Genomic DNA, 17,721 nt, shown 5'->3' with positions numbered 1-17,721 from the left:
CCCGGAGAACCGGGCGGCCATTCTCCAGGAGCCATCGAGGGCAACCACGCCATCAGCCACACCCGGTCCTCCCGGACCGACCAACATTCTTAAGGAACGCCATGACGCATCCGCTGCCGACGCGGGCGGCCACGGAGGTCTACCTGGTACGGGCGGCGCTGGGCCCGAGCTGCACGAGAACGCCGCCGACCACCTCCCGCTGATCGAGGCCTTCCGGCGGCAGGACCCGGAGGTCGGGCGGCTGCTCGCGGAGCACCTCCTGGAGTACGCCGACCGCTCCGGCTGAGCAGTTCCGGCCCTGCGCCGCCTCCGACGCCCGCTACATCCGCGAGCACCTCTTCCACGCCGACCCCCAACTTCCCTCCCTCCCCAATTACTTGGACGACTGGCGACTCTCCGAGCTCGTCGCCACCTCCCGCAGCGGCCACGAACCCCCGCAAGGTGTGACCGGCGAATGCCTGCAACACGCCGACGGACACTCCCCGCTGATCGCCTCCGCCAACCCGGCCGCACTCTCCTTCGACCCGGCCCTCGGCTACGAGGTCGCCGTGATCGTCCGCGAGGGACTGCGCCGGATGTACGGTCGCAGCGCAGGACTGGCCCTCTGTGTGCGCCGACGGCTTGGCCTCGGGGTGGACGCCGAGTCGGTCGCGGTGGCCGCGTCGGCCCGCCGGGGCGAGGTCAAGGCCGAGGCCGTACGGCCGGCCGCGGAACGGTACGGCGTCCGGCTCCGAACCCCGCCGCCCTGGTGACCGGCGTCTCGCATGTCAAGACTGGCGCGGGACGGGGCGCGTCGTAGATCGTTGGGTGGTCAGGGCGCGCCCCTACTGCGGCGAGCAGTGGAATGGCCGAGCAGCGGATTGGAAGTACGGCGATGACCGAGAGCGAGACCGAGACCTACGAGACGATCCTGGTCGAGCGCAAGGGCCGGGTCGGGCTGATCACGCTCAACCGGCCGAAGGCGCTGAACGCGCTGAACACCCAGCTGATGAACGAGGTCGTGGCCGCGGCCACCGCGTTCGACCGGGACCCGGAGATCGGCTGTCTGGTGATCACCGGCTCGGAGAAGGCCTTCGCGGCCGGCGCCGACATCAAGGAGATGCAGGGCAACCGGTTCCCGGACGTCTACCTCGACGACTGGCTGGGCCCGTGGGACCGCCTCGGCGCGCTGCGCAAGCCCGTGGTCGCGGCGGTCGCCGGGTTCGCACTGGGCGGCGGCTGCGAGCTGGCGATGATGTGCGACATCCTGCTGGCCGCGGACACCGCGAAGTTCGGCCAGCCGGAGATCAAGCTCGGCGTCCTCCCGGGCATCGGCGGCTCGCAGCGCCTCACCCGCGCCATCGGCAAGGCCAAGGCGATGGACCTCTGCCTCACCGGCCGGATGATGGGCGCCGAGGAGGCCGAGCGGGCCGGCCTGGTCGCCCGGATCGTCCCGGCCGACCAGCTGCTCACCGAGGCGCTGGCCACCGCCGAGACCGTCGCGGCGATGTCCACCCCGGCGGCGGTCATGCTCAAGGAGAGCGTCAACCGCTCCTTCGAGACGACGCTCGCCGAGGGCGTCCGCTTCGAGCGCCGACTGTTCCACTCGGTGTTCGCCACGGCGGACCAGAAGGAGGGCATGGCCGCCTTCGCCGAGAAGCGGGCGCCGAAGTTCGAGAACCGCTGACGACCGGCAGGCGGTCGACGACCGGCCACAGCTGACGGGTGACAGCGAGCGGATGACAGATGACAGATTTCAGCGAACAGATTTCATCATCTGAAATCTGTTCGCTGAAATCTGTTTGTTGTCAGCTGTTCGCTGTCACCTGTTCGCCGTCAGCCCTCCTCCACCAGCACGGTGTTCAGCCGCGCCAGCCCGCTGCGGGTGGCGGCGACCACGATGCGGTCGCCCGGGGTCAGTCGCCGGGTGCGGTCGGCGAAGCCCCAGTGCAGCTGGTTACTGCGGGTGAAGCGGACCGCGATGACCCGGACGCCGCCCGGGTCCTCCAGGTCGTGCCGGTTCAGGCCGATCAGCCCGCTGCCGTCCTCCACCGTCAGCTCGGCGATCAGCAGCGCGTGCCGGAACACCGAGAGCGTCCCGCGCACCTCACTGCCCATCAGCGCGGCGGCGAAGGCGGGCGCAGCCAGGTAGGAGACCGATCGGGAGGCCGCGTTGTCCAGCGTCTTGTAGAAGTGGCCGGCGAAGTTGTCGTCGAACAGCCGGACCACCACCCGGACCTCGGGGTTGCCGTGGCGCGCCTCCAGCGCTGCCTCCAGGTTGGTGGCGTCGTCCCCGCTGACCGCGACCACCGCCCGGCTGTGCTTCAACCGGGCCCGGCGCAGCTGCTCCTCGAACGGCCCGTCCCCCAGGACGACCGGAATGCCGAGCGCCCGGGCGGCGGCGATGCCTCGGGCCTGCGGGTCCCGCTCCAGGCAGACCACCGGCACCCCCATCTCGTGCAGCTGGGTCGCGACCCGGGTGCCGACGTTGCCGAGCCCGACGACGATCACATGGTCCCGGGTGCCGGCGCTCGGGTTGCGCGGCAGTCCGCGCCGTCCGGAGCCGAGCACCTCGACCACGATGGCGGTGGCGACCGGCGCGAAGGTGATCCCGCAGAGGGTGATCACCACCTGGGCAACTCGCTGCCAGGCCCCGCCCGTACCCGTCCCGGCGGCGATGTCGGCCTGCTGGTCGGGCTGGGCGGCGCCGGCCAGGTCGAGCAGGGAGATGTAGACCGTCCAGCCGAAGTCCCGGCTGAGGTACCAGAGCACGCTGAACGCCAGCAGCACGGCGGCGAGCGCGGTGAGCAGCACCAGCCGCATCCGGGCGCTGGTGAAGAAGCGCATGGTGTCGAGCACCCGCCAGCGCAGCCGCCGCGCCCAGCTGATCGGCTCCCCGGGCTCCATCCGCAGCGCCTGCAGGGCGGCGATCCCGCCCGGCGACTCCTCGGACGCGGACTCGGGCTCGGAGCCGGACTCGGGCTCGGGCTCGGAGCCGGACTCGCGCTCGGACTCGGGTTCAAGGCCACGGACCGGTCCCGGCTCAGGCGCCGGCTCAGGCCCCGGCGCCGCCTCTCGGCGGACCCCGCCGGGCCGGACCGGTCCGTCGTCACCGAACTCGGTGGCGAGCCGGACGAACTCGGCCGAGTCGCCCTCCTGTTCCGGTAGCAGTCGGATCTTGCTGAGGTCCTGCCGGTCGATGTGGTCAGCGACCACGCAGATCCGGTCCGAGGTGATGGCGTCGTCGAACGCGATGTGCAGGTAACGTCCGCCGATCTCCACCGAGTTGGGCCGGCCGAGCGCCGCGGCGGCGAAGGCCGGGGCGGCGGTGGCGGAGCCGGAGAGCGCGGCACCGTTCCTGAGCAGCCGTTCGATGTTCTCGCCGAGGCGCTGGTTGAACATCCGGAAGACGATCCGGATGTTCGGGTTGTGGCCCTGGGCGCTGAGCGCGGCGTGGATGTTCTCCTGGTCGCTCCCCTCGACCAGGGCCAGGCCGCGGGCGGTGTCGACGGAGACCGCACGCAGTGCTTCCTCGGTGATGTTCGGGTATTCGACGACGGCGGCGACGCCGGCGATCTCCTCGATCCGCGGTGCGTGGTCACGGGTGCGGTCGGTGACCAGGACGACGACCGGGACTTCGTAGTGCTCGACGAGTTCCAGGACCAGCCGGTGGGCCAGGGCGTTGCCCCCGCACACGATGTAGTGCTGGCTGATCGGCTCGACCGGAGGGGTCCCCCACCCTTCAGAAGTCATACCGCCGGATGGTATCGACGGCAGGTGACCGGCGGATGTCAATTCGGAGACTGCGGTGACTCGAACGGACGTACCCGGCGGGCGGTCCGGTGACGGCGCACGGAGGCTGGGGTTCGTTCTCCACCCCCGACCACGAGGAGTTCGCCGCCGTGGCCCCTCCGATCATCACCCCCGACGGAACCCCGGTCCAGGGCCCGCTCGGCCTGCTCGCCAAGGCCGCCTGGCAGGTGCTGCTGGCCGCGGGGGTGGCCTCGCTCGGACTGGGGATCGTCGTCTTCGTCTGGCCACGGGAGACGCTGCTGGTGGTGGGCGTGCTGTTCGGCCTCTACCTGCTGGTCCTCGGAGTCGTGCAACTGGTCGCCGCGTTCGGCACCCACGCCACCACCGCCCTGCGGGTGCTGGCCTTCATCAGCGGCGCGATCAGCGTGCTGCTCGGGCTGCTCTGCTTCCGCAGCGCGGTGCAGTCGCTGCTGCTGCTCGCCCTCTGGATCGGGATCGGCTGGCTGTTCCGCGGCATCACCCAGCTCGCCGCCGCGATCTCCGACCCGCTGATGCCCGCCCGCGGCTGGCAGGCCTTCGCGGGCGTGGCCAACACCCTGGCCGGCGTGCTGCTGATGGTCTGGCCGGTCGGCTCGATCGCCGCGCTGACCGTGCTGGCCGGGTGCTGGCTGGTGATCCTGGGCGTGGTCGAGATCGCGACCGCCGTCCAGGTGCGCGGCCGGGCCAAGCAGATCCCTTCCGGAGTCTGACCCGCCACCACCGCCGGGGGGAGGCCGCGGTCTTACGGTCGGCGTGCGTAGCCGAGCCGGAAGGTGGCGGCCTCCAGCCGTTCCGGGGTGAGCCGCACGTCGGTGAGCCGCTCGGCGAGCGCGAACGCGGCCTCGGTCTGCAGTTCGCCGCGCTCGCCGTCCAGCCGGAAGCCGCAGGCCGTCAGCAGTTCGGGGATGCCGGGGCCGTCGGCGTCGTTGCCGTGCCGCTGGTCCGGGAAGAGCGGCTCGAACTGCAGGCGGCAGTCGGCGCGTTCCCACCAGTTGAAGTGGTCCACCGCGTTGGCGTTGCGGAAGTGCGAGACCAGCCGGGTGCCCTCGGTGAGCCGGGAGATGACCTCGGGCAGGCTGCCGAGGTACCCGTACGGTTCGATCGCGAGGGCCCAGCCGTCGAGCTCGGTGACGGCGACGAGCAGCCGGTCCTCGTCCAGGTCGAAGAGTTGCTCGGCTTCCTCGTCCTCGCCGTCGTCGAAGGTCTCCCAGGCGGCGACGACCGCGTTCAGCCCGGTCACCTCCCGGCCGGTCAGGGCGTCGAAGCGGGGCAGCAGTTCCTCACCGGTCATCGCCTGGACGTGGGTGAGGCAGTAGGCCTCGCCCAGGACGGGGTAGCGCTGGTCGAACCAGGTGAAGTCGGTGGCGTGCGGAGCGGTCATGCGGTGATGCTGCCAGACCTCACCGACACCGCCCGACCCGCCCCTCCCCGCTCCGCCCCCTCCGCCCCAGCCGCCCCAGCCGGCTCCGCCGTTCCCGCTCCGCGCCACCCCGTCACCCGAGGGCCCCGCTCAGCGCCAGACCGGCGCGTCCGTCCCCCAACGCCCGGGCGGGACGGCCCAGTCCCTCGGAGCGCCGTCGTAGCCGATCGGCGGCAGGGCGTACCGCAGCCGCCCGTACGCCGAGTCGGTCTCGGTGAGCCAGCGCGCCGGGTCGTACGGCTCGGCGCCCGGGAGCCCCGGTTCGGTCGGGCCGGTCAGGCCGGCCGGTCCGGTCCGTTCGGCCGGGATGCCGTGCATCAGCCAGGAGGCCGAGCCGACGAAGGAAAAGCGCAGGTGGCGGCCGCCGGGGCGGTGGGTGCGCTGCTCGGTGAGGGAACGCAGGACGGCGGCGGCGAGGAGGTAGCCGGTGCCGTGGTCGAGTGCCTGGGCGGGCAGCACGCCGGGCCGGCCGTCGGGTCCTGCCTCGTGGGCGGCGATCCCGACACCGGCCTGGACCAGGCTGTCGAAGCCGCGCCGTCCGGCCCACGGGCCGGTCCAGCCCCAGGCGCTGATCTGGGCGAGGATCAGGTCGGGCCGGCGGGCGAACAGCGCCTCGGGGGCGAGGCCGTAGGCGTCGAGGGAGCCGGGCCGGTAGGCGTTGACGACGACGTCGGCGGTGTCGAGCAGGCCCTCGAACGTGGCGCGGTCGGCCGGGTCGGCGAGGTCGAGGCGGGTGGAGCGCTTGCCGAAGCCGGTGTCGGCGTGGGCGTCCTCGGCCTCGGGCAGCCGGGGCGAGTCGATCCGCAGCACATCGGCGCCGAGCAGGGCGAGGGTGCGGGTGGCGACCGGTCCGGAGATCACCCGGCTGAGGTCGAGGACGCGGATCCCGGCGGCGGGCCGGTCCACCGGGGCCGCGGCGAGCGGGCGCACGGGCGCGGCGCCGATCGCCCGGCACTCCACCAAGGGGTGCGCGGCCGTGCCCACCGGCGCGACCGCAACGGCGAGCGCCCCAGCCGCGTAGGCGCGCTCCTGCACCTGCTCGCCCGGCAGCTTGCCGAGCGTCTCGGCGAGCTGCTCGGGCCCGGCGTCCGGGGCGAGTCCCAGGACGGCGAGCAGCCGGTCCCGGTGGTGCGGGTAGTTGGCATGGGTGCGGATCCAGCCGTCGGCGGTGCGCCAGAAACCGGAGAGCGGGGCGAAGCCGACCGGCTTGCGGCCGTCGATCTCCAGGTGCCGCTCACTGACGAAGGAGGTGGCGACCGCCCCCTCGTCCACCCGGACCGCGGGGACGGGCCCACCGCTGCGGATCGCGGCGAGTTCGGCGGCGGCCAGCGAGCAGGCGGCCACCGTGGCCCGGGCGAACCGGCTCACCGGCAGGCCCGACGGCAGGCCGCCCTGCGGGCCGTGGAAGGCCACCCGGTCGAGGAGCTCGGCCGGCCCGCCGAGGGCGGCCCAGACCTCTGCGGTGGGGCGGTCGGCGGCGGGGCTGCCCGCGGGCCGGGGCTCGGGCCGGGCCCCGGGCTGCTGGGACCCGCGCCCGGGGGCCGACGCAAACTCGGGCGCAGACGCGGTCTCGGGCGTGGACGCGGGCTCGGGCGTGGACGCGGTCTCGGTCTCGGGCTCGGGCGTGGACGCAGACGCGGACTCGGACTCGGACTCGGACTCGGACTCGGACTCGGACTCAGGCGGTGTCGGACGATCGGTCATGCCGCGCATTGTGCTCCGTATCCGGATCGCCCGCCGTGACGCACGCCATCGCACCCACCGGCCACCGGGCCGGGTAACACCCCGGCGCCCACCCGGCCGTCCGCGCCGCCCCGCATTCCCGCTGGCCGGAGCAGGCCTGACGGACCAGCAGGCAGAGTCTGGCCAGCGGCGTCCGGACGCCGGGTAGGGTGCGAACAGCGGCCGCCACGGCCGACACACGGGGGCTGAGCGACAAGGGGGACGCATGCACACGATCCGCCGTCTGGACCTGGGCCACATCGTCCGGCCGGCCGCCGAGGTGGGCGGCCCCGAGCCGCGGGTGGAGCCGGTGCTCGCGTACCTGGTCCGCGGCCCGGGGTCGCTACTGCTGTTCGACACCGGGATCGGCGCGGGCTCGCCGGAGACCGAGGCGCACTACCGCCCGTCCCGCCGCCCGCTGCCGGAGGCGCTCGCGGCGGCCGGCGTCGCGGTCTCGGACATCGACCTGGTGGTCAACTGCCACCTGCACTTCGACCACTGCGGCGGCAATCCGCTGTTCGCCGGAACGCCGGTGCTCGTCCAGGCCGAGGAACTGGCCACCGCCCGGCGCGGCGACTACACCATCGACGCCCTGGTCGACTTCCCCGGCGCCGTCTATCACGAGCTCGACGGCGAGACCGAACTCTGGCCCGGCGTCCGGGTGCTGCCCACGCCCGGCCACACCGCGGGGCACCAGTCGCTGCTGGTCGAGCGCATGGACGGTTCCCGGGTGCTGCTGGCCGGGCAGGCGTACGACTTCGCCTCCGAGTACGGACAGGCGGTGCTGGCCCGGCAGGCCGCGCGCGACGGGGTGGCGGCGCCACTGCCCGGCTACCGGTCCTGGCTGGACGAGGTCGCGGAGCACCGGCCGTGCCACGCGATGTTCGCGCACGACCACGCGGTGTGGGCGTCGTCCGTCTGAGCGACGTGAAGCGGTGCGGGTTCAGGGGGTTCAGCAGGTTCAGGGGGTTAAGAGGGGTTAGAGGGTTCAGAAGGTGAAGCCCAGCGAGCGGACCCGGTGGTCGAAGCTGGACGGGACGAGCACCGGTTCGCCGACCGACCGCGCCCCGGGCAGCCGGGTGAACAGCTCGCGGAACAGTGCCGTCATCTCCTGCCGGGCCAGGTGCGCGCCCAGGCAGTAGTGCGGCCCGCCGCCGCCGTAGCCGAGGTGGGGGTTGGGGGTGCGGGTGATGTCGAAGGCCTCCGGATCGGGGAAGACCGTCTCGTCCCGGTTCGCCGAGCCGTAGTACAGCGTGACCTTCTCCCCCGCCCGCAGCAGCGGGCCGCCGGGGCCGCCGAGCTCGTGGTCGACCGCGACGGTCCGGCGGAACTGGACGATCGGAGTGGCGTGGCGGACCACCTCGTCCACCGCCCCGGGGAGCCGGCTGTCCAGGTCGGCGAGCAGCAGCGCGCGCTGTTCGGGGTGGACGGTGAGCAGGTGCAGTCCGTGGGCGAGCGCGTTGCGGGTGGTCTCGACCCCGGCGACCAGCAGCAGCGAGAAGAAGGCGCCCAGCTCGCGACCGGTGAGCCGGCGGCCGTCCACGTCGGCGGTGACCAGCGCGGAGATCAGGTCCTCGGCGGGACGGCGCCGGCGCTCGCGGCCGATCGCGGCCACGAGGCCCTGCATCCGGGCGAGCGCCGCCAGGCCGCGCCCGGGCACCCGGAGCCGTCGGCGCAGCGGCCGGGCCACGCCGACGTCCGCGGAGTTGCGGTCGACCAGGTCGAGGATGGTGCGGCGGGGCTGCTCGGGGATGCCCATCATGGTGCAGATCACCTGGAACGGGAGCTGGGCGGCGACCGGGCGGACGAAGTCCTCGGGCCGGTCGCGCTCGACCGCGTCCACCAGGGCGGTGGAGACGCGCCGGACGTCCTCCTCGACCCGGCCGAGCAGTCGCGGGGTGAAGGCCTGGGAGACGATCCGGCGCAGCTGGGCGTGCCGGGGGTCGTCGAGGTTGACCATCGAGTCGCCGAACAGCAGCCGGACCCAGCGGGCCGGTTCGGGGGTGGTCACGCCGGGGGCGGAGCGGAAGACGGCGGGGTTGCGGCTCGCCTCGACCACGTCGGCGTGCCGGACCAGGGCGTGGAAGCCCCGGCCGGTGGCGCGGTCGCCGAAGTAGACGGGGGCGGGGCGGCGGCGCAGCTCGGCGAAGGCTGCGGCGCGGGCGGGGGCGGGTAGCTGCCAGAAGCGGGGGTCGGTGAGGTCGGGGGTGTCTGCCGCCGGGGCGGGGACCTCCGTCGGGGTGTCCATGGCCGTGCCTCCTGCTTCCGGTCGGGTTCGCTCCGACTCGTGCCGCTCGGTCAGGGGTCATTCCGACACGCACGTTCCGTACCGGAGTGTGCACATTTAGTGAGCAGGGAGTGCGCGTGTCAAGCCGGTTGGACCGTGGCGTGAAACGGTGCTACAAGCGGGTGATCGGTCGACCTGACGGGCCGGGCATGGTCTCACGGGCCGGGAGCGGCCATCACCGGAGGGTGCGGTACGGGCGGGGCGGGGTGGGTGCGACGATGAGTGCCATCGTGATGACCGACCGGATCCGCCTGCTGCGCGCCGCGGTCTTCGCCGCGCTGTGCGTGGCGATGGCCGCCGCGGCGCACGTCGCCATGGCCGGGGCCGGGGTCTCGGCGCCGGTCCTGCTCGGCGCGTTCGGGGCGGTCCTCGGACTGACCTGGCTGCTGGCCGGGAAGCGGCGCGGGATCGGGGTCATCAGCGCCTGGATGCTCTCGGCGCAGGCCGCCCTGCACCTGTTCTTCGAACACGCCGCGACGCTCGGACGCGGGGGCGGCGGTCTGGGCCGGCTCGCCGGCACGGACTGGGCCGCCCTGCTGCTCTGCAACCCGGACCGGGCGGCCGACGGGCTCTCGCCCGCCGAGCTGGCCCGGATGGCGGGCATCGACCCGGACGTCCCCCCGACCGCGGGCAGCCTGCGGCCGATGGCGGGCATGCACCACGTGGCGATGACGGGGACCGGGGTCGGGCCCGGGGTCGGGCCCGCGAGCGGGGTCGGGACCGGGACGGCCGACGGGGCGGCCATGGACATGGGGATGCCGGGGATGCCCGGGATGACGGGCTCGCCGGGGACGGCGGGCATGCCCGGGACCGCGGACATGCCGGGGATGTCGCACGCGCTGCCGACTGGCCCGGCCCACGGGATGGCCCATGGGATGGCCCACGACATGGCGCACGGCATGTCTCCCGGGATGACCCTCGCCCACGTCCTGGCGGCGCTGGCCTGCGCCCTGCTGCTCTGGCGCGGTGACGCCGCGCTGGTCCGGGTGTTCGAGCTGCTCGCCGCCCTCGGGGCGGTCGTCGCCGGGGCGCTGCTGCTCCCGCTGCTGACGCTGCTCGCCCGCCCCTTCGGCTACCGGCCGCCGGTCGTCGCCCGGCCCGCCGACCGGCCGGACGGCCTGCCCCGGTCGGTGCTGCTCACGCATGCCGTCGTCCGGCGCGGTCCACCGGCGTTCGCCCTCGCCTGCTGACGCGCCCGACGCGCTCCTCCCCATCCGGCCGATGACCGGCCGGTGACCGGCCTGCTGCCGGAACCTCCGGGGCCTCGACGTCGGGCAGGTCGCCCCGCCGCTCCGCCGCGCCCCTGCGCGGTGCGTGCCGTCGGGGCCCGGGCCCGGATCCGCGACCGCCGACGCCTCCACGGGAGGTGCGGAGCGCCGCGCGGTCGGCCCATGGACGCCTGCGGCGCCGCTGTGCGCGGTGCCGCTCCCTGCCTTCCCCTCGGGACCTTCCCATGCCTCACTTCGACGGCGCTCCGGTTCGCACCGGCGCCACCGTCCTACCGTTCCGTGGCCTTCGGCGCCTCCGCCGCGGGGCCGACCGGGCCCTCCAGCCCCAGCCGGGCGGACAGTCCGGCCGCCCACTCCGGCGCCGGCCCGTCGGCGGCGGCCGCCCGCACCTGGGCGCGCAGTCGCTCGGCCCGGTCCAGCCAGTCCCGGCAGCCGGCGCAGCGCGCCAGGTGCTTGTCCAGCCGGGTGCCGGGCAGGCCGCTCGGTTCGCCGTCGAGCCGGGCGGACAGAGCGGTACGGAACTGCGCGCATCTCATATGACCATCGTCCCGCACGGCGCCCAGGGCGGTGCCAGCCGGGGCATCGCGGGCCGGGGCATCACGCGGGACATCGCGGGCCGGATCGGGGGCCGCCGTGGATGACGATCAGCTCACCGCACTCGCACTGGCCGCCCGCTCGGGCCGGGCGGCGGACGTCGAGGCCTTCGTCCGGGCGACCCAGCGGGACGTCTGGCGCTTCGTCGCCCACCTGACCGACGTGCAGTCCGCCGACGACCTCGCCCAGGAGACCTTCCTACGGGCCCTGCGCGGCCTGCCCGCCTTCGCCGGCCGCTCCTCGGCCCGCACCTGGCTGCTGTCGATCGCCCGGCGCACGGTCATCGACCGGTACCGGATGGCCGCCGCCCGGCCGCGCTGCGCGGCGCTGCCGGACTGGCAGGAGGCGGCGGAACGGCAGGGCGGCGCCCCGACGGCCGGGTTCGAGGACGGGATCGCCCTCGGGGACCTGCTCGAACGGGTACCCGCCCAGCGACGGGAGGCCTTCGTGCTGACCCAGGTGGTCGGCCTGAGCTATGCGGAGGCGGCCGAGGTCGCCGGATGCCCGGTCGGCACCGTCCGCTCCCGGGTCGCCCGGGCGCGGGAGGAACTGGTCGCGCGCCTGCGGGCCGCCGAGGCCGGGGAACTCGCGACGGCCTGCTGAGGGGCGGGCGGGCGGCGGCTGACGGCTGGCGGCGAACAGATAACAGCGAACAGATAACAGCGAACAGATAACGGATAACAGATGACAGATTTCGAAATCTGTCATCTGTTATCCGTCTGCTGTCATCTGTTCGCCGCCACCGGCCCCCGCCGAAAAATCCCCCAAGTGTTCGGAACTGGAGCCCTCCCGCCTCCGACTGCTGTACCGGACACCGCCGCCGAGGCGGTGCCGGTACGGCAGCGGGGAACGGAGGACCATCATGCGAGCGCAACACCCCTCGGCCACCAATGACCTGACGGATCGTCAGATTGAGCCGGTGGACCGATGGAGCCTGGTCGTGGCCGCAGGGATGCTCTCGTTCGTCGCGATGCTCGACATGAACGTGGTCAACCTGGCGCTCACCGACCTGGCTTCCGGTCTGCACGTCTCCGCCGGGGTCGCGCAGTGGGCCGCGCTCGGCTACCAACTCCCCCTCGTGGCGCTGCTGTTGCCGGCCGGGCGGTGGCTGGACCAGGTCGGCACCCGGTCCGCGCTGCTGCTCGCCGTCAGCTGCTTCGCGGCCTGTAGCGTGCTGGCCGCCCTTGCCCCGTGGGCGAGTTGGCTGATAGCCGCACGGCTGCTGCAAGGCTCTTTCGGGGCCGTCCTGTTCGTCCTGATGCCGGTCCTGGCCGCGACCTCCGTCCGGCCCGAGCTGCGCGGGCGGGCGATGAGCGTGCCCGCGACGCTGGGGCCGCTCGGCGCCGTCACCGGGCCGGTGGTCGGCGGCCTGCTGCTGGACCACTTCGGCTGGCGGGCGGTCTTCCTGGTGAAGCTGCCGGTCTGCCTGGCCGCCGTGCTGATCGTGCACCGCCACGCCCCGCGGCGCGGTGGGCTCCGTCTGCCCGACCGGGGCTCGCTCGGCGACGCCGCCCTGATCGGCGCGGCCGTGGCCGCCGTGCTGCTCGGGCTCACCCTGGCGCCGACGGCCCCGGCGTGGCTGCTGCTCGCGCTGCCCGCCGTCCCCCTGGTGCTGCGGTGGCTGCGCCGCCCGGGCGGGCGGCCGGTCGCCGAGGTGCTGCGGGCCGCCCGGACCACCGGGGTGAACGCCTCGGTGCTGGCACTCGCCGCCGGCTTCGCGGCCTGCCACTACCTGCTGGTCCAGCAGCTGCGCGGCCCCCGGGGTGAGAGCGCCACCGCCACCGCGCTGACCATGCTGGCCTTCCCGCTCGGCATGGTGCTGGCCGGCCGGGTCGGCGGACGCCTGGCCGACCGCTGGGGCGCCCGGCCGACGGCGCTCACCGGCGCCGTCGTCACCACCTGCGGCCTGGCCTCGCTCATTCCGGTGGGCAGCGACTGGTCCGCCCTCGACATCGCCGTCCGGCTGGCCGTCGCGGGAGCCGGCATGGGCCTCAACGGCGGCCCGACCCAGGCCCTGGTGATGACCGCCGCCCCGCCCGGGAAGCTCGCCACCGCCGGCTCCGCCGTCCAGCTCTCCCGCAGCCTGGGCTTCGCCCTCGGCCCGGCCCTGGCCACCGCCGCCGCCCTGGCGGGCGACCGCGCCACCACCGGCACCCACGCGGGCATCACCCTGGCCACCGTGGCCGCGGCCACCGCCGTACTGCTGCTCGCCCTGCACGGCCGCCGCCCGCGGCCGTAGGGCCAGGCGGAGACCGAACACCGGAACACCCAGACACCCGAACGCCGGAACCCCGGAACGCCCAGCACCGGAACGCCCAGCACCGGACACCGCACACATCCGCCCCTTCGAAGGAGCACACCCATGACCGACACCGTCCCCTCCCCCTCCCCCGCCCCCGCAGCGCCCGAGGCCCCGGCCGAACCCCCGCGCTGCCCGTACGGGCACGACCGGCTCCCCAGCCCCGTCCCGCTGTACGGCGAGGCCTACAAGACCGACCCGTACCCGCTCTACGCCCGGATGCGCGAGGCCGGGCCGGTGCACCGGGTGGAGTTCCCGAGCGGCATCCACGCCTGGCTGGTCACCGGCCACCAGGCGGCCCACGCGACCCTCAACGACCCCCGGCTCGGCAAGAACCACAGCCTGGGCAACGAGAACTGGCGCCGGCTGGCCTCGATCATGCCGGAGCCGCAGCACTCCCAGCTCCAGGTCCACCTGCTGCACCAGGACCCGCCCAAGCACACCGTGATGCGCCGCCTGGTGCTGGACGCCTTCGCCCCGCGCCGGGTGGAGTCGCTGCGCCCGCGGCTGCGGGAGCTCGCCGACACGTTGGTGGACGGGCTGCCCGCAACCGGCGGCGCCGACCTGGTGGCGGGCTTCGCGGCCCACTACCCCTTCCGGGTGCTGGCCGAAGTCATCGGCCTGCCGCCCGAGTTGGCGGAGCGCTTCGACCGCGACTGGGGCAAGGTGGTCCAGCCGGTCGGCCCGCAGGACCCTGGTCGACCGGCGTACGAGGCGCGGCTGCGCGGATTGCAGACGTACATCGCCGAGGTGGTCGCCCGCAAGCGCGCGGACTGCCGGGAGCCCGGCTGGACCGAGACCGAGGACCTGCTGGGCCGACTCGTCGCCGCCCACGACGCGGGCGAGTTGAGCCGCGAGGAGCTCGACTCGATCGTCTTCCAGCTGCTGGTCGCCGGCCAGGAGCCGGTCACCAACCAGATCACCACCATGCTGATCACCCTGCTGCGCCACCCCGAGCAGCTCACCGAGCTGCGCGCCCGCCTCGACGAACCCGGCCGACTGGCCCGGGCGGTGGAGGAACTGCTGCGCCACGACGCCGCGTTCGAGCTCACCACCTGGCGCTTCTTCGCCGAGGACAGTGACCTGTTCGGCACCACCGTGCCGGCCGGTGACTCGGTGATCGTCTCGCTCTGCGCCGCCAACCGGGACGACGCGCAGTTCCCGGAGGCCGACCGCCTCGACCTCGACCGCACGCCGAACGCCCACCTCGCCTTCGGCCACGGCATCCACTACTGCCCGGGTGCCGCCCTGGCCCGGGCCGAGCTCCAGATCGCCGTCCACACCCTGATCGGCCGACTGGACGGGCTGCGCCCGGCCGGTGCGCCCGGGGACGGCCTGGACGAACTCGCCTGGATCCCGGCCGTCCTGGCCCGTGGGGTGAACCGGCTGCCGGTCGCCTACGACCGGCGCCGCTGAGCACCCCGGCCCTCACCTGACACCCCGCCCCTCACCGCACCTCCCCACCACATCTACCCACCAGCCCTACCGCCGCCCCCGGAGGAGATCCATCATGCCGCCCGCCGGCACCGCCCCCCTCGTCACCAGCACCCCCGGGCAGCCGTCGACGGCGCAGCTCGCCGCCCGCGTCCTCGACCTGCTGCTGCCGCACCGTCGCGCCTCCGACCCGGAGTTCGACGCCCGGCCCGAGCACTTCCCCTTGCAGCTGGCGCAGTTGGCGGACTTCATCGCGGCCGGTGAGCCGATCGTGTTCACCCTCCCGGGCTTCCCCTGCAAATCGCCGAACCCGGCCAAGGTGCTCGGCCACCTGCCCGACGAGGGCGAGCGGCTGTCGCTGACCTTCCTGGACGAGCTCTGCGAGCGAATAGGCCGGATCCACCCGCCCGGTGCCCGGATCCTGATCTGCTCGGACGGCCACATCTTCGGCGACCTGATCGACGTCCCGGACGACCACATCGACGAGTACTCCGACGAGTTGACCGCGATGATCGAGCGCGAGGGCCTGCGCCACCTGGACACCTTCGACCTGCGGGCGGTGCTCGGCGACCTGCCGTACGACGAGAAGCGCGCCCGGGTGCACGAACGGTACGCACCGAGCGTCGAGGAGTTGCGCGAGCAGGTGCTGACCGAGCAGGAGACCCTGCGGCTCTACCGGGGCATCACCCGTTTCCTCACCGAGGACGCCGTGAACTTCCCCGGCACCAGGTCGGCCCTCCAGCGGGAGTGCCGTCGGCGCGCCTACGGGGTCATTCAACGCAGCCGGGCCTGGGGCGAGTTGATCGCCGAGCAGCACCCCCGGGCGGTGCGGCTGTCGATCCATCCACAGCCGGCCGGGGCGCCCAAGTTCGGCATCCGGCTGCTGGCCGCCGCCGACGCCTGGATGACGCCCTGGCACTCCGCGGTGCTCCACCGGCCGGACGGCGGCTGGGAGTTGCGGCGCAGCGAGGAGGCCGCACGGCTCGGCCGGCCGGTGCTGCGCAACGGCCGGCCGAGCCACTACGAGGGCTACCCGGACAGGCCCTGAGCCCCGTACCGCCCCGGCACGGTGGACCCGGCCGGGGCGGCTTCGGCCAGGGCGGACCCCGCCGGGGCACGGTGGTCGAAGGCGATCAACGGGTCCCCGGTGAGCGGGTGCTCGACCACCGCGGCCCGGACGCCGAAGACCTCCGCCAGCAGCTCCGGCGTCAGCACCTCGCGCGGCGCCCCGGAGGCCACCAGGGCGCCGCGGTGCAGCACGTGCAGCCGGTCGCAGACCGAGGCCGCGGCGTTGAGGTCGTGCAGCGCGACCAGCGTGGTGCGGCGCTGTTCCCGTAGCAGGGCGAGGAGTTCGACCTGGTGTCGGACGTCCAGGTGGTTGGTCGGCTCGTCCAGCACCAGGACGTCCGGCTGCTGGGCGAGCGCGCGGGCGAGCAGCACCCGCTGCCGTTCGCCGCCGGAGAGCTGGGCGAAGCGGCGGTCGGCGGCCTCCGCCATGCCGACGCGGAGGAGGGCCTCGGCGGTGATCCGGTGGTCCTCGGGGTCGTCGGCCGCGAAGGCCCGCTTGTACGGGGTGCGGCCCATCGCGACCACCTCCCGCACGCTCAACTCGAAGTCACCGCCGCGCTCCTGGGGCAGTGCCCCGATGTGCCGGGCGGACTCGGCGGGCCGCAGTCCGGCCAGGTCCCGCCCGGCCAGCAGAACCCGGCCGGCGCTGGGCCGCAGGTGCCGGTAGACGGTGCGCAGCAGGCTGGACTTGCCGCTGCCGTTGGGCCCGACCAGTCCGGCGATCTCGCCCTCCTCGGCGACCAGGTGGACCCCGGCCACCACGGTGCGCCCGGCCAGGGTGACGCTCAGGTCCTCGACAGCGATCCTCAACTGCGCTCCAGTCGTCGGTCCAGCAGGTAGAGCAGGGTGGGGGCGCCGAGCACGGCGGTGACCACGCCGATCGGCAGTTCCTGGCCGTCCAGGGCGGTGCGGGCCACGGTGTCGACGACGACCAGGAGCACCGCCCCGGTGAGGGCGGACAGCGGCAGCAGGCGCCGGTGGTCGCCGCCGACGAGCAGCCGGCAGACGTGCGGCACCATCAGCCCGACGAAGCCGATCGCCCCGGAGACGGCGACCAGTACCCCGGTGAGCACGCTGGTGACGACGAACACCTCGCGGCGCAGCCGGGTGACGTCCACGCCGAGTCCGGCGGCCGTCTCGTCACCCATCAGCATCGCGTTGAGCCCGCGGGCCCGCGCCTGGAGCAGGGCCAGGCCGAGTGCCACGGCGGCCACCGGGACGGCGAGTTGGGCCCAGACGGCGCCGCCGAGGCTGCCCATCAGCCAGAACAGCACGCCCCGGGTCTGCTGTTCGTCGCTGGTCTGCAGGACGAGGTAGCTGGTGATGCCGCCAAGGAACTGGGCGATGCCGATGCCGGCCAGCACCAGGCGCAGCGGGAAGAACCCGCCGCCGCGTCGGGCCATCAGCCAGACCAGGGAGAACGCGGCGAGCGCCCCGGCGAAGGCGGCGAGTGAGACGGTGAGTCCGAGCCCGCTGCCGAGGGAGAGTTCGAGTCCGAAGGCGGTGCCGAGGACGAGGGTGGCGACCGCCCCGAGGGAGGCGCCGGAGGAGATGCCGAGCAGGTAGGGGTCGGCGAGCGGGTTGCGGACCAGGGCCTGGACGGCGGTGCCGACCAGGCCGAGTCCAGCGCCCACCACGGCCGCCAACAGGGCACGTGGGACGCGCAGTTGCCAGACGATGAGGTCGCGGGTGCCGGGTTCCGGGGCGCGGCCGGTGAGGTGGTGGGCGACCACCGACCAGACCTCGCCAGGTGGGATGTCCACCGAGCCGAGTGAGACGGCGGCGGTCAGCGCGAGCACCAGGGCGACGGCGAGGGCGGCGGCCAGCGGCCCGGCCCGCAGGGTGCGGGCCGGGCGCCGGGTGTCCGGGGCCTCGGCGAGGTCGGCCGACGTCACGG

15 protein-coding genes and 2 pseudogenes are annotated in these 17,721 nt (G+C 74.2%); 10 read left to right on the top strand and 7 right to left on the bottom strand.

Annotated elements, in window-relative coordinates; translation table 11 throughout:
• The 3 genes and pseudogenes from AB0F71_RS29440 to AB0F71_RS29430 form a co-directional block, all read left to right on the top strand.
• Positions 1-286: pseudogene (locus tag AB0F71_RS29440) on the top strand (hypothetical protein); the annotation flags it as partial.
• A gap of 157 nt (positions 287-443) precedes the next feature.
• Positions 444-593: pseudogene (locus tag AB0F71_RS29435) on the top strand (hypothetical protein); the annotation flags it as partial.
• 281 nt (positions 594-874) lie between these two features.
• Positions 875-1,666 carry an enoyl-CoA hydratase gene (locus tag AB0F71_RS29430; protein ID WP_360240361.1) on the top strand — a complete coding sequence of 264 codons (792 nt, stop codon included), beginning with the start codon at positions 875-877 and terminating at the stop codon, positions 1,664-1,666.
• 149 nt (positions 1,667-1,815) lie between these two features.
• Here the strand turns inward: AB0F71_RS29430 and AB0F71_RS29425 are convergent, their stop codons facing one another.
• A complete protein-coding gene (locus AB0F71_RS29425) occupies positions 1,816-3,732 on the bottom strand; it encodes an NAD-binding protein (RefSeq protein WP_360240358.1) in 1,917 nt (638 codons plus the stop codon).
• 149 nt (positions 3,733-3,881) lie between these two features.
• Here AB0F71_RS29425 and AB0F71_RS29420 point away from each other — a divergent pair, with 149 nt between their 5' ends.
• Complete coding sequence (locus AB0F71_RS29420; protein ID WP_360240382.1) at positions 3,882-4,481, top strand: DUF308 domain-containing protein; 600 nt, start codon at positions 3,882-3,884, stop codon at positions 4,479-4,481.
• A gap of 32 nt (positions 4,482-4,513) precedes the next feature.
• On the opposite strand, the gene AB0F71_RS29415 is transcribed toward AB0F71_RS29420, so the two are convergent.
• Positions 4,514-5,152, bottom strand: coding sequence for a DUF6461 domain-containing protein (locus tag AB0F71_RS29415; RefSeq protein ID WP_360240355.1), 639 nt, complete (start codon positions 5,150-5,152; stop codon positions 4,514-4,516).
• Positions 5,153-5,281: 129 nt separating this feature from the next.
• Positions 5,282-6,604, bottom strand: coding sequence for a CoA transferase (locus AB0F71_RS29410; RefSeq protein ID WP_360240379.1), 1,323 nt, complete (start codon positions 6,602-6,604; stop codon positions 5,282-5,284).
• 535 nt (positions 6,605-7,139) lie between these two features.
• On the opposite strand from AB0F71_RS29410, the gene AB0F71_RS29405 reads away from it, so the two are divergent.
• Positions 7,140-7,835 carry an N-acyl homoserine lactonase family protein gene (locus AB0F71_RS29405; RefSeq protein ID WP_360240352.1) on the top strand — a complete coding sequence of 232 codons (696 nt, stop codon included), beginning with the start codon at positions 7,140-7,142 and terminating at the stop codon, positions 7,833-7,835.
• Between the two features lie 66 nt (positions 7,836-7,901).
• On the opposite strand, the gene AB0F71_RS29400 is transcribed toward AB0F71_RS29405, so the two are convergent.
• On the bottom strand, positions 7,902-9,161 hold the full coding sequence (locus AB0F71_RS29400) for a cytochrome P450 (RefSeq protein ID WP_360240349.1): 1,260 nt from the start codon (positions 9,159-9,161) through the stop codon (positions 7,902-7,904).
• A gap of 257 nt (positions 9,162-9,418) precedes the next feature.
• Here AB0F71_RS29400 and AB0F71_RS29395 point away from each other — a divergent pair, with 257 nt between their 5' ends.
• Positions 9,419-10,390 (top strand): hypothetical protein, encoded by a 972-nt coding sequence (locus AB0F71_RS29395; protein ID WP_360240346.1) that lies wholly within the window; start codon positions 9,419-9,421, stop codon positions 10,388-10,390.
• 308 nt (positions 10,391-10,698) lie between these two features.
• Here the strand turns inward: AB0F71_RS29395 and AB0F71_RS29390 are convergent, their stop codons facing one another.
• Positions 10,699-10,965: a zf-HC2 domain-containing protein gene (locus tag AB0F71_RS29390; protein ID WP_360240343.1), complete on the bottom strand. Its 267-nt coding sequence runs from the start codon at positions 10,963-10,965 to the stop codon at positions 10,699-10,701.
• A gap of 97 nt (positions 10,966-11,062) precedes the next feature.
• Between AB0F71_RS29390 and AB0F71_RS29385 the strand changes: the two genes are divergently transcribed.
• The 4 genes from AB0F71_RS29385 to AB0F71_RS29370 all read left to right on the top strand — a co-directional run bounded on the left by AB0F71_RS29385 (position 11,063) and on the right by AB0F71_RS29370 (position 15,804).
• Entirely contained in the window at positions 11,063-11,626 is a 564-nt protein-coding gene (locus AB0F71_RS29385) for a sigma-70 family RNA polymerase sigma factor (protein WP_360240340.1), read from the top strand.
• A 316-nt stretch (positions 11,627-11,942) separates the two neighbouring features.
• Entirely contained in the window at positions 11,943-13,262 is a 1,320-nt protein-coding gene (locus AB0F71_RS29380; RefSeq protein ID WP_360240337.1) for an MFS transporter, read from the top strand.
• 123 nt (positions 13,263-13,385) lie between these two features.
• The gene (locus AB0F71_RS29375; protein WP_360240334.1) at positions 13,386-14,738 is read left to right on the top strand and encodes a cytochrome P450; all 1,353 of its coding nucleotides are present in this window, start codon (positions 13,386-13,388) and stop codon (positions 14,736-14,738) included.
• A 94-nt stretch (positions 14,739-14,832) separates the two neighbouring features.
• The gene (locus AB0F71_RS29370) at positions 14,833-15,804 is read left to right on the top strand and encodes an isocyanide synthase family protein (protein ID WP_360240331.1); all 972 of its coding nucleotides are present in this window, start codon (positions 14,833-14,835) and stop codon (positions 15,802-15,804) included.
• On the opposite strand, the gene AB0F71_RS29365 is transcribed toward AB0F71_RS29370, so the two are convergent.
• Together AB0F71_RS29365 and AB0F71_RS29360 are read right to left on the bottom strand one after the other, a co-directional pair.
• Positions 15,786-16,634 carry an ABC transporter ATP-binding protein gene (locus AB0F71_RS29365; RefSeq protein ID WP_360240328.1) on the bottom strand — a complete coding sequence of 283 codons (849 nt, stop codon included), beginning with the start codon at positions 16,632-16,634 and terminating at the stop codon, positions 15,786-15,788. The two genes, AB0F71_RS29370 and AB0F71_RS29365, sit on opposite strands and share 19 nt — an antisense overlap.
• Positions 16,631-17,719: an iron ABC transporter permease gene (locus tag AB0F71_RS29360; protein ID WP_360240325.1), complete on the bottom strand. Its 1,089-nt coding sequence runs from the start codon at positions 17,717-17,719 to the stop codon at positions 16,631-16,633. The genes AB0F71_RS29365 and AB0F71_RS29360 overlap by 4 nt, the downstream gene beginning before the upstream one ends.
• Between the last annotated feature and the right edge of the window lie 2 nt (positions 17,720-17,721).

It is taken from the genome of Kitasatospora sp. NPDC028055 (assembly GCF_040637885.1).
Lineage (GTDB): Bacteria > Actinomycetota > Actinomycetes > Streptomycetales > Streptomycetaceae > Kitasatospora.
The sequence above is the reverse complement of the archived record's forward strand: the minus strand, read 5'-3'. Positions and strand labels throughout refer to the sequence as shown.

Excerpts from the sequence above, each read along its gene's own strand:
- AB0F71_RS29430 (WP_360240361.1), top strand. The coding sequence starts at position 875 with ATGACCGAGAGCGAGACCGAGACCTACGAGACGATCCTGGTCGAGCGC.
- AB0F71_RS29400 (WP_360240349.1), bottom strand. The coding sequence starts at position 9,161 with ATGGACACCCCGACGGAGGTCCCCGCCCCGGCGGCAGACACCCCCGAC.
- AB0F71_RS29395 (WP_360240346.1), top strand. The coding sequence starts at position 9,419 with ATGAGTGCCATCGTGATGACCGACCGGATCCGCCTGCTGCGCGCCGCG.
- AB0F71_RS29375 (WP_360240334.1), top strand. The coding sequence starts at position 13,386 with ATGACCGACACCGTCCCCTCCCCCTCCCCCGCCCCCGCAGCGCCCGAG.
- AB0F71_RS29425 (WP_360240358.1), bottom strand. The coding sequence starts at position 3,732 with ATGACTTCTGAAGGGTGGGGGACCCCTCCGGTCGAGCCGATCAGCCAG.
- AB0F71_RS29370 (WP_360240331.1), top strand. The coding sequence starts at position 14,833 with ATGCCGCCCGCCGGCACCGCCCCCCTCGTCACCAGCACCCCCGGGCAG.
- AB0F71_RS29390 (WP_360240343.1), bottom strand. The coding sequence starts at position 10,965 with ATGAGATGCGCGCAGTTCCGTACCGCTCTGTCCGCCCGGCTCGACGGC.
- AB0F71_RS29405 (WP_360240352.1), top strand. The coding sequence starts at position 7,140 with ATGCACACGATCCGCCGTCTGGACCTGGGCCACATCGTCCGGCCGGCC.
- AB0F71_RS29415 (WP_360240355.1), bottom strand. The coding sequence starts at position 5,152 with ATGACCGCTCCGCACGCCACCGACTTCACCTGGTTCGACCAGCGCTAC.